This is a genomic window from Methylophaga sp. UBA5088, assembly GCF_002414625.1.
In the GTDB taxonomy this organism is placed as follows: domain Bacteria; phylum Pseudomonadota; class Gammaproteobacteria; order Nitrosococcales; family Methylophagaceae; genus Methylophaga; species Methylophaga marina.
On sequence record NZ_DIAC01000029.1, the window covers coordinates 10,085 to 10,361 of the forward strand.

General features: G+C 47.3%; 1 pseudogene. It reads left to right on the forward strand.

The features are described 5' to 3' along the window. Positions 1-8: 8 nt before the first annotated feature. Positions 9-277 (forward strand): annotated as a pseudogene (locus B4K20_RS03730) (flagellar motor switch protein FliM); the annotation flags it as partial.

The window sequence follows — 277 nt, forward strand, 5'->3', positions numbered from 1 at the left end:
ACAATGGCTTGGGCGATGGCGATATTGAAACAGATGGGTCAGAGAATAGTGACAATGCTGGTACCCGTCCCTACGACTTCGGTAATGAAGAGCGTATTATCCGCGGCCGAATGCCGACCCTGGAAATGATTAATGAGCGATTCGGTCGTTATTTAAGAATTAGTCTGTTCAACATGCTGCGGCGGTCTGCCGAGATCTCTGTCGGAGGTGTTCAGGTGATGAAGTTTTCTGAATACATTCATACTCTTTTTGTGCCCACCAGTCTCAACCTGATTCA